8 protein-coding genes are annotated in these 10,356 nt (G+C 47.4%); 4 read left to right on the top strand and 4 right to left on the bottom strand.

What is annotated here, in order from left to right; translation table 11 throughout:
• Nucleotides 1-157: 157 nt before the first annotated feature.
• The 4 genes from FTU55_RS14240 to FTU55_RS14225 all read right to left on the bottom strand — a co-directional run bounded on the left by FTU55_RS14240 (nucleotide 158) and on the right by FTU55_RS14225 (nucleotide 5,208).
• Complete coding sequence (locus tag FTU55_RS14240; RefSeq protein ID WP_104473664.1) at nucleotides 158-490, bottom strand: hypothetical protein; 333 nt, start codon at nucleotides 488-490, stop codon at nucleotides 158-160.
• Nucleotides 491-666: 176 nt separating this feature from the next.
• Complete coding sequence (locus FTU55_RS14235; protein WP_180047409.1) at nucleotides 667-2,799, bottom strand: 3-hydroxyacyl-CoA dehydrogenase NAD-binding domain-containing protein; 2,133 nt, start codon at nucleotides 2,797-2,799, stop codon at nucleotides 667-669.
• Between the two features lie 11 nt (nucleotides 2,800-2,810).
• Nucleotides 2,811-4,016, bottom strand: a complete 1,206-nt coding sequence (locus FTU55_RS14230) for an acetyl-CoA C-acetyltransferase (protein ID WP_180047408.1) — start codon at nucleotides 4,014-4,016, stop codon at nucleotides 2,811-2,813.
• 181 nt (nucleotides 4,017-4,197) lie between these two features.
• Nucleotides 4,198-5,208, bottom strand: a complete 1,011-nt coding sequence (locus FTU55_RS14225) for an AraC family transcriptional regulator (RefSeq protein ID WP_034597576.1) — start codon at nucleotides 5,206-5,208, stop codon at nucleotides 4,198-4,200.
• Nucleotides 5,209-5,424: 216 nt separating this feature from the next.
• Here FTU55_RS14225 and FTU55_RS14220 point away from each other — a divergent pair, with 216 nt between their 5' ends.
• From FTU55_RS14220 to FTU55_RS14205, 4 genes are all read left to right on the top strand, one after another.
• Nucleotides 5,425-6,543: a CaiB/BaiF CoA-transferase family protein gene (locus FTU55_RS14220; protein WP_180047407.1), complete on the top strand. Its 1,119-nt coding sequence runs from the start codon at nucleotides 5,425-5,427 to the stop codon at nucleotides 6,541-6,543.
• Nucleotides 6,544-6,820: 277 nt separating this feature from the next.
• Nucleotides 6,821-8,464: a nitrite/sulfite reductase gene (locus FTU55_RS14215; protein ID WP_016659814.1), complete on the top strand. Its 1,644-nt coding sequence runs from the start codon at nucleotides 6,821-6,823 to the stop codon at nucleotides 8,462-8,464.
• Nucleotides 8,457-8,942 (top strand): DUF934 domain-containing protein, encoded by a 486-nt coding sequence (locus FTU55_RS14210; RefSeq protein ID WP_005175797.1) that lies wholly within the window; start codon nucleotides 8,457-8,459, stop codon nucleotides 8,940-8,942. The genes FTU55_RS14215 and FTU55_RS14210 overlap by 8 nt, the downstream gene beginning before the upstream one ends.
• 242 nt (nucleotides 8,943-9,184) lie before the next feature.
• Complete coding sequence (locus FTU55_RS14205) at nucleotides 9,185-10,171, top strand: diaminopimelate dehydrogenase (RefSeq protein ID WP_180047406.1); 987 nt, start codon at nucleotides 9,185-9,187, stop codon at nucleotides 10,169-10,171.
• The last annotated feature ends 185 nt before the right edge of the window (nucleotides 10,172-10,356 follow it).

Genomic DNA, 10,356 nt, shown 5'->3' with positions numbered 1-10,356 from the left:
AATAATTCAAGTGAATTTGTTTGAAAGAAGAACTTTAAAAGCTTTATTTTCACCCGATAAAATACCCATAAAACAAGAGGAAGCTCAAATGAGCTTCCTCTTGTGAAAAATTGTGGGACAGCAATGACGTGAAGTCCGCTTTTTTAATATTTGCTGATTAGTGACCGTGTCCCGTGGTATCGCTATGGCTTTCATCCATGGCAGCGTGTTCCGCTTCGGTCATCTGATGCTGTTCTGCGCTGGCCGCCGCACGAGCTTCACGCGCTTCGCGGTCAGCCTGAGCTTTGGCCAAAGCCTCTTCAGACATGGCAGGCGCATTTTTAAACGCATGTTGCTGGGTGTTGTGTTTATTCTGCTGGCTTGGCATATAGTCCGGTTCATTGCTCACGGCAAGATAGAACAGGCCAAGAAATAACGCACCTAAAACCGAGAAAATAATAAGTGCTTTCCAACCCCAAGGAGATTTTTCTGGAGATGAGTGGTCGGTCATAACAAACTGCCCAATTGGATAAAAAGAAAACTGAATCTGTTGAAACTTTATAACATAATTATTTCAAAGTCCAAGCCAAGAAAATGCTTTCCTTGCGCCGAGGCGCGGCTCAATACTGTCGCCAGAACAGACAAGAGGCCCTAAAGGCCTCTTGAATACTACCAAGATGAATGGGTTTAAATTTGTTCGCCTTGCGCGACTTTATCTTTCAATAACTGCGGTGGGGCAAAACGCTCACCATAGCGTTGTTCCAGAGCTTGTGCTCGGTTTAACGCATCTTTTAGTCCATATTGATTCAGGAACTGCAGGGCACCACCTGTCCACGGGGCAAAACCAATCCCGAAAATCGAGCCGACGTTACCATCTACCACCGATTCCAGCACGCCTTCTTCCAGACAGCGCAAAGTATCCAGCGATTGGACAAACAGGAAGCGGTCAATCAGTTCCTGCTCATCGACAGTCTGCTCTTTTTTCCAGTAACTGAGGCCTTCCCAGAGCGATTTTTTGCCACCTTCAGGATAGTCATAGAACCCGGCGCCGGCTGCTTTACCTTTACGGTTAAACTGATGGATCATGGTTTCAATGACTTCATCTGCACCTGAGCGTGGGCGTTCTTTGCCTTCCGCCTGCAAGGCTTTGCGGGTTTCTGCCGCGACATGCTCGGATAAGGTCAGCGAGACTTCATCCTGAATCGCCAGCGGTCCAACAGGCATCCCGGCTTTGAGCGCGGCCATTTCAATTTTGGCCGGATGGATGCCCTCTGCCAGCATACGCAGACCTTCCTGCACAAAGGTACCAAACACACGGCTGGTAAAGAAACCACGACTGTCATTGACCACAATAGGCGTCTTGCCAATCTGCTGGACAAAGTCATAGGCCTTGGCCACGGTTTCACGATTGGTGTTCTGGCCTTTAATAATTTCAACCAGTTGCATCTTATCGACCGGACTAAAGAAATGCAGGCCAATAAAACGGCTTTGATCTTTCGCGGCTTGCGCCAGACCGCTAATGGGCAGGGTCGAGGTATTGGAGGCCATCACGCCATCGGCAGCCAGATAGCTTTCGGCTTCCTGGGTCACCTGTGCTTTTAATTGCTGATTTTCAAACACCGCTTCAATGATCAGGTCGCAGCTAGCCAGATCTGCCGCTGAGGCCGTTGGGGTAATGCGTGCCAGAATCTGGTCGCGTTTTTCCGCAGTCATCCGCCCTTGAGCAACTTTTTTATCCAGCAGTTTCTGGCTGTAGGCTTTGCCTTTTTCTGCATTTTCTATAGCAACATCTTTCAGGATAACCGCAATACCTTTAATGGCTGCAGCATAGGCAATTCCGGCACCCATCATTCCGGCACCTAAAATACCGACTTTTTTCGCCTGCCACTGCGGAATATTCTGTGGACGGCTGGCACCGGATTTAATGGCATTCAGGCCATGCCAGAAGGTACCAATCATATTTTTAGAGACTTGACCGGTTGCCAGATAGGTAAAATAACGTGATTCAATGGTCAGTGCGGTATCGACATCAACCTGTGCACCTTCGACCGCGGCCGACATAATTGCTTCCGGTGCTGGATAACAGCCTTTGGTCTTGTCACGTAAAATCGCCGGAGCAATCGCCAGCATCTGCGCCACCGCTGGATGTTTCGGATCACCGCCCGGAATTTTATAGCCTTTTACATCAAACGGTTGTTGTGATTTCGGATGTGCCTGAATCCAGTTGATGGCTTTTTGCAGCATTTCATCTGCTGAGTCGGCCGTGTCATGGATCAAGCCCAAAGACAGAGCTTTTTCTACCCCAAACTGTTTGCCTTCGATTAAAAATGGAAAAGCGGTTTGCAGGCCGAGCAGACGTACCATTCGCACGATGCCGCCGCCACCTGGTAGCAGGCCCAAAGTCACTTCCGGTAAACCGAATCTGGTTTTTGGGTCATTCAAGGCAATGCGGTGATGGCAGCCCAGCGCCAGTTCCCAGCCACCGCCAAGAGCTGTGCCATTTAAGGCAGCCACCACCGGAATACCACGCGTTTCGATATAACGCAGCTGGGCTTTCATGCCTTCCACCATCTGGAAAAAATCGCTGGCCTGTTCCGGTTGAGCCTGAATCAGTTCATCGAGATCACCGCCGGCAAAGAAGGTTTTTTTGGCCGAACGGAAGATAATTCCGGCAATCTGTTCATCGGCTTTGAGTTTTTCCACGGTTTCCGCCAAAGCTGCACGGAAATCTGCATTCATGGTGTTGGCGGACTGGTTTGGCGAGTCTAGCGTTAAGATTACAATATTGTCGGCGTTTTTTTCGAATTGAATAGCGCTCATGCGGCTCCTCCTTAAACCAGTTCAATAATGGTGGCAATACCCATACCGCCACCGACACATAAGGTGGCCAGACCACGTTTTTTGCCCTGACGTTCCAGCTCATCCAGCAGGGTGCCTAAAATCATGGCACCGGTGGCCCCGAGTGGATGACCCATGGCAATTGCACCGCCGTTGACATTGACTTTGGCCGGATCGACCTGCATCTCGTTAATAAACCGCATCACCACCGCCGCAAAAGCTTCATTGACTTCAAACAGGTCAATGTCCTCAATGCTTAAGCCAGCTTTGGCCAGAGCTTTACGGGATGCCGGTGCAGGACCGGTGAGCATGATGGTCGGGTCAGCACCAACCAGTGCTGTGGCCAGCACTTTGGCGCGTGGTTTCAAACCCTGTTCTTGCACGGCTTTTTCCGAGGCCAGTAACACCAGCGCGGCACCATCGACAATACCGGAGGAGTTACCAGCATGATGCACATGCTGAATTTTCTCGACTTCAGGATATTTTTGCAGGGCGATGGCATCAAAACCCATCTGTCCCATCATTTCAAAACTTGGATTGAGTTTGGCCAGGCCTTCCGCGGTGGTATTCGGCTTAATAAATTCATCTTTGGCTAGAATTACAACACCGGCTTTGTCCTTGACCGGCACAATTGAACGCTCAAAATGACCATTGGCCTGCGCAGCCGCGGCTTTCTTTTGTGACTGCTCGGCAAAGGCATCGACATCGGCGCGGCTATAGCCATCAATGCTGGCAATTAAATCGGCACCAATGCCTTGCGGGACAAATTCCGAGGCCATGTTGGTTTCCGGGTCCAGCGCCCACGGGCCACCATCCGAACCCATTGGTACGCGGGACATTGACTCCACTCCACCGGCGACGACCAGATCTTCCCAGCCAGAGCGGACTTTTTGCGCGGCCAAGTTCACGGCTTCTAGACCGGAGGCACAGAAACGGTTGATCTGCACACCTGCCACATCATTGTTCCAGCCGGCAGCAATCGCTGCTGTTTTGGCAATATCGGCACCCTGATCACCGACCGGTGTGACGCAGCCCAGCACAATATCATCGACCTGTGAAGTATCCAGCTGATGGCGCTGTTCTAATTCACGCAACAGGGTGGTGACCAGACTGATCGGTTTCACTTCATAGAGTGAACCATCTTTTTTTCCTTTTCCGCGTGGTGTGCGAATGGCATCAATAATATAAGCCTCGCTCATGTGCTATCCCTTTGATGAGTTTTAAATTGTTATGCTTTTTGAGTGTAATAATTAATTGATGAAGTGCAATGACGAGAACGGGCGAGGTCAGATGATGCTTTTCGCCAATAAAAAAAGCCCTCACTTGGCGGTGAGGGCGGAGAGGAAGATCAAACCTGAAAAGACGTTGTCTAAAAAATGTTTAGTGATAACCGTGTAACTGGCGATATAGCCCTGGTGTCACTCCAGTCCATTTTTTAAAGGCACGGTGGAAGGTACTGGTTTCACTAAAGCCGACCTGTTGCGCTACATCTTCTAGCGTCAGTTCCGGATTCAGCAACAGGTGAATCGCGGCATCACGACGTAAGGCATCTTTGACGCCCTGATAGCTTTTACCTTCGGCTGCCAGACGGCGGCGCAGGGTTTGCGGCGACAGATACAGCATTGAGGCAACATCATTCAAGGTTGGCATTTCTTCGCCAATCTGGCTCTTTAAGACATCACGAATTCGTGAAGTTAAAGAGTTGGTATTCTTGAATTTCACCAGTAACTGTGCCGGTGCCGCTTTCAGGAATTCTTCCAGGGTTTCTTCATTCTGGCGAATTGGCAAGTCCAGATAGTCGGCCGCAAAGGTAATTTCGGTACGCGGCATATCAAACTGCATCACTGGGGCGAAGAACAGCGCATCATATTCATCGGCATGGGCAGGGCGCTCATAACCAAAGTGGACACGTTCCAGCGGCAGACGGCGTTCAATTAACCACGATGCCAGACCATGCCAGATCATCAGCATACTTTCAGTAATAAAGTGGTCCGGGTCCATGCTCTTAGGAATTAACGGCACCAGACGGGCTTCGTGTTTGTCACGTTCCAGCGTCACCGACCATTCATCGCCAAACAGTTTATAGAACTGGGATGACAGTTCTAAGGCATCACCCAAGGTTTTGGCATGGATGATCAGCTGGCACATGATGGCAAAAGTACCTAAGCGGCGGCCTTGAACATCAAAGCCGATGTGCTCGTCCTGAGTCACCATCCACAGCATTTTAATAAAACGGGTATATTGTTCTGGCGAGATTCGCGCTTTGGGCTGGCGTAACAGCTCGGCCTCAATACCCACGTGTGATAATAAGGTCTCGACGTCCATGCCTAGGCGTTTGACACCGGTTAGAGCCGCATTTACGAAGTGGATACTGATGGTATCGCGGCTCATATTAAAGCCTTCTGACTCTTTGTCTTTGGTAATCACGTATGTTTGACCTAAATGACATTAAAAATAAAGTTTTTGGCAATTTACTTGAGTTATTTTGCCATTTTACATATTAAATTGCCGAAATGATCAAGGTAAATGGCTGAACATGACATTGTGTTTATGCTTTTATATTTCTAAGATGATGAAAAAATCAACACAAATAGAGTAAAAACTCCAATGTCATACGCTTTAAACGGACTCAAAGTTTTAGATTTTTCCACCTTGTTACCCGGACCATTTGCCACGCTTTATCTGGCCGATTTAGGCGCAGAAGTGGTGCATATTGAATCACTGAACCGTCCCGATCTGGTCCGGCTATTTCCGCCCTATGCCAATGGCCAGGCGACTTCGCACAGTTACCTGAACCGCAATAAACAGTCGGTGACGCTGGATTTAAAAGACCCGGACAGCATTGCACAAATTAAAGCCAAAATTAAAGATTACGATATTGTGGTTGAGCAGTTTCGCCCTGGGGTAATGCAGCGTTTGGGGCTGGATTATGCCACATTGGCAGAAATTCATCCCGGACTGATTTATTGTTCCATTACCGGCTATGGACAAAGCGGTCCTTATCAGGCCAAGGCTGGACATGATATCAATTATTTAGCGCTTTCCGGTATTGCCGGGCATAGTGGCCGGGCACAGTCCGGGCCACCGCCAATGGGCATTCAGATTGCTGATGTTGCAGGTGGCTCACTACATGCGCTGGTCGGTATATTGGCCGCCGTCATTGAACGGCAAAGCAGCGGACAGGGACAATATATTGATATTTCCATGACTGACTGTGTGGCGGCCTTAAACAATATGGCTGCGGCAGCCAGCCTGGCCGGACAGGAACAGCAGCGTCCCGAAGCTGGCCATTTAAATGGCGCGATTTTTTATGACTATTATCGTACCTCAGATGGCCGCTATCTTTCGATCGGTGGTTTGGAGCCACAATTTATGCAAGGTCTGGCCGCGGTCCTGGAGTTGCCACTAATTGTGGAAAAAGGAAGTTCTTTTGATTCAGACGACCGGCAGGCGGTGAAACAGGCCATTGGCAATAAAATTCAATCCAAAAGCTGGGTAGAATGGCAGCAAATATTTGCCGAGCAGGATGTTTGTGTCGAACCGGTGCTGTATTTAGAAGAAGCGCTGCATTCACCACTGGCCCAGCAACGCGAATGGGTGGTTCAAGTGCCACTGGAACAGGACAGCCCAGACACTGAAGCGCAGTTGGCCTGCCCGATTAAATTCTCGCGCTCCAAAGCTCGTTATGATTTCCGTGGCCAAGGTTTGGGGCAGGGGAACTGGTAACGCGCCAGTCTATAAAAGAGGTTTATCAGCCAATATAAGATGTTTATCCAGACCCAAAAGTGAGGATAAACATCTTATGAAAAAAAATGCTAAATAACGCAAAAAATAATGAAAGATCCAGAAAGTAATAATGAATGGCTGCAAAGGCTTGCTTACAGCGCAAGTCCAGCTGACTTATCAATAAAATCGCTATGAAATATGTAAAAAACGCATTTTGTTGATAGATAAAATGTCGCTATCCTGTCGGTCGTTATAATGAAACTACTAGCTGTACGCCATGTATTTATATACTGATTTCGATCAGCAACTGATTAATGAACGTGTTGCGCAGTTCCGTGACCAGACGGAACGTTATTTAGCGGGCAAATTGACAGAAGATGAATATCGTCCACTTCGTCTCCAAAATGGTTTATATGTACAGCGCTATGCGCCAATGTTACGTATTGCCGTGCCTTATGGTTTAATGAGCTCGACCCAGCTGCGTAAAGTCGCTGCCTTGGCCAAGGCCTATGACCGTGGTTATGCCCACGTTTCAACACGTCAAAATATTCAGTTTAACTGGCCTGCACTAGAAAACGTGCCAGATATGCTGGCTGAACTGGCCACAGTTCAGATGCACGCGATTCAAACCTCAGGTAACTGTATCCGGAATACCACCACGGACCAGTATGCCGGTGTGGTCGCTGGTGAAATTGCCGATCCGCGTCCGACCTGTGAGCTGATCCGTCAATGGTCGACTTTCCATCCAGAATTTGCCTTCTTGCCACGTAAATTCAAGATTGCGGTATCTGCACTTGAAGAAATTGACCGTGCGGCAACTGCTTTCCATGATATTGGTGTGTATATTGTACGCAATGCAGCCGGCGAAATGGGCTATAAAATCATGGTTGGCGGTGGTTTGGGTCGTACCCCAATCATCGGTGCAGTGATTAAAGAATGGCTGCCACGTGAAGACTTAATTGCTTACTTGGAAGCAGTGCTGCGTGTCTATAACCTGCACGGCCGTCGTGATAACAAATATAAAGCACGTATCAAGATTCTGGTAAAAGCACTCACGCCAGAAGTATTTGCCGAGAAAGTTGAAGCTGAATTTGCACATACGGTGAAAACCTTAAAAGTCGATGCAGACACCCTGAAAAAAATGGATGAGAACTTTACGCCATTCGATTATCAGGACTATGCAGATGAGGACTTCACCGCGCTGTTTGCACAATATCCGAAGTTCAAGCAATGGTTTAACATCAATACCAATGCACACAAAGTGAAAGGCTACCGTATTGTCACCATTTCACTGAAACGTGCCGGTATTGCCCCGGGTGATGTCACCACGGAAGAAATGAACCTGATTGCCGACCTGGCTGATCAGTACACTTTCGGTGAATTACGTACTACACACGAGCAGAATATTGCGCTGGTAGATGTACCACAAAAAGACCTGTTTGCCTTATGGCAAACCCTGGATCAACACAATCTGGCGCGTGCGCACATTGGTTTCTTGACTGATATTATCTGCTGCCCAGGCGGTGATTTCTGCTCGCTGGCCAATGCCAAATCAATTCCAATTTCTGAAGCGATTTCACGCCGTTTTGATGATCTCGATACCATTTACAACCTGGGTAAACTGGATCTGAACATCTCCGGTTGTATGAATGCCTGTGGTCATCACCATGTCGGCAACATCGGGATTTTAGGTGTTGATAAAAAAGGCGCGGAATTCTACCAGATTACCCTGGGTGGTAATGCTGATCATGATGCCTCAATCGGTGACATCTTAGGGCCATCATTTGCTGCGGAAAAAGTGCCAGATGTGGTGGAAGAAATTTTAAATACTTATCTTGACCTGCGCCAGGAAGGTGAAGAGTTTATTGATACCTATCGCCGTGTTGGCATTCAACCATTTAAGGAGCGTGCATATGCTTAATACCGCACTACAAGTGCTCTCTAAAGATGGCACGATTGCAGACAATACTTACCAAATTATTGGTGAAGATGGCGTGTTACCACAAGGTGATGTGGTGTTGACTGTTGAGCAGCTCGATCAACTTGCTAATGTTTCAGGTAAAAAAGCATTGTACTTAACCGTAGATGCTTCGCCTGAAACCAATGAGTTTCCGTTAGATCAGCTCGATGCCATCTTTATTGAGTTTGCAGGCTTTAACGATGGTCGTGGTTATTCATTTGCAGCACTGCTTCGCCGTCAGGGTTTTGAAGGCGAACTCCGTGCCACAGGTGATGTATTTAAAGATGTACTGAACTATATGAAGCGTTCCGGTTTCGATACCTTCGTGATTAAAGAAGGTAAAGATATTCAGGAAGCGGCAGCCGGTCTGGGTGATTTTACCCATCCTTATCAGGCTTCGACGGCCGTGGCTCAGGCACGTTATCAAACGGGTGCTTAATTTCACCCGTTGCGAAAAACCTCCGGTCAGGAGGTTTTTTTGTTTTTATGCGATAGATTTAGATCAGCATCGCGACTGACTTTGCTTTAATTTGGTGCAAATACAACATTGTGGCACAATATGGTGCATTCTGTGAGCAGGCTGAATCATGGCTTGAATCCACAGAAGAAGCACCCAATCATCTTCGTTTTATGAATCTGATTTGGAAAAGTTTAACTATTAGCTTGAAGTGACTTGTCTGTATGCAACATTCTATTCGTATTGGTATTGCTGGTTATGGCAATTTAGGGCGTGGTGTGGAAACTGCCATTCAAAAGAATCCAGATTTACAGCTTGTGGGTATTTTTACTCGCCGTGCGCCTGAAACTGTTTCACCCTGCTTTACTGAAACCAAAGTTTTTCATATGGATGCATTGGTTGACTTCCAGAATCAGATTGATGTACTGATTTTATGTGGTGGATCGAAAGATGATTTGCCTAAACAGACCCCTGAATTAGCAAGTAAATTTAATACTGTCGACAGCTTTGATACACACGCACGTATTCCAGAGTTCTTTGATGCTGTAAATGCGCCAGCACTTGCGAACAAGAAAACAGCCATGATTTCGATTGGCTGGGACCCAGGTATGTTCTCCATCAATCGTTTGTTCGGTGAAGCATTACTTCCAGACGGTGAAACCTATACCTTCTGGGGTAAAGGTTTAAGTCAGGGTCACTCAGATGCGATTCGTCGTGTTGATGGTGTGAAAGCGGGTGTGCAATATACCCTTCCCTCCACCAATGCGATGGACAAGGTGCGTAGTGGTTCACGTCCAGAGTTAAGCACCCGAGATAAGCATACGCGTGAGTGCTATGTGGTACTTGAAGAAGGTGCAGACGCAGCCAAGGTTGAACAGGCCATTGTGACCATGCCGGACTATTTTGCTGATTACAATACAACGGTAAACTTCATTGATGAAGAAACTCTTCGTAATGAACACAATCGTATGCCACATGGTGGATTCGTGATTCGTAGTGGCAATACCAGCGATGCCCATAATCAAGTCATGGAATTCTCTTTGAAACTGGAGAGTAATCCTGAGTTTACGGCAAGCGTATTGGTGGCTTATGCACGTGCGTGTTACCGCATGAACCAGATGGGTCAGTACGGTGCGAAAACCGCATTTGATGTTGCACCAGGTTTATTGTCGATGAAGTCACCGGAACAACTGCGTAAAGAAATTCTTTAAGTATTAAAATTTAAACGGTTACTTTAATTGTGATGATAAAAAGCCTCTCCAAGTGGAGTAATGCCAGTCAGTTAAGAGATTGACTGGCTTTTTCTTGGGTATTTTTGAGGTTTTCCTTTTACAACCCTTGGATAACTCCTCATCCTTCTCTCAGGTATAACATACCGATTAGATTTCTCCATTAA

The organism is Acinetobacter sp. YH12117, from assembly GCF_013418865.1.
Lineage (GTDB): Bacteria > Pseudomonadota > Gammaproteobacteria > Pseudomonadales > Moraxellaceae > Acinetobacter > Acinetobacter indicus.
Note: the sequence above shows the minus strand (reverse complement) of the source record. Positions and strands in the feature narration are given on the sequence as shown.

What these genes read in the sequence shown, in the direction of transcription:
- FTU55_RS14240 (WP_104473664.1), bottom strand. Translation starts at nt 490, where the DNA reads ATGACCGACCACTCATCTCCAGAAAAATCTCCTTGGGGTTGGAAAGCA.
- FTU55_RS14235 (WP_180047409.1), bottom strand. Translation starts at nt 2,799, where the DNA reads ATGAGCGCTATTCAATTCGAAAAAAACGCCGACAATATTGTAATCTTA.
- FTU55_RS14230 (WP_180047408.1), bottom strand. Translation starts at nt 4,016, where the DNA reads ATGAGCGAGGCTTATATTATTGATGCCATTCGCACACCACGCGGAAAA.
- FTU55_RS14225 (WP_034597576.1), bottom strand. Translation starts at nt 5,208, where the DNA reads ATGAGCCGCGATACCATCAGTATCCACTTCGTAAATGCGGCTCTAACC.
- FTU55_RS14220 (WP_180047407.1), top strand. Translation starts at nt 5,425, where the DNA reads ATGTCATACGCTTTAAACGGACTCAAAGTTTTAGATTTTTCCACCTTG.
- FTU55_RS14215 (WP_016659814.1), top strand. Translation starts at nt 6,821, where the DNA reads ATGTATTTATATACTGATTTCGATCAGCAACTGATTAATGAACGTGTT.
- FTU55_RS14210 (WP_005175797.1), top strand. Translation starts at nt 8,457, where the DNA reads ATGCTTAATACCGCACTACAAGTGCTCTCTAAAGATGGCACGATTGCA.
- FTU55_RS14205 (WP_180047406.1), top strand. Translation starts at nt 9,185, where the DNA reads ATGCAACATTCTATTCGTATTGGTATTGCTGGTTATGGCAATTTAGGG.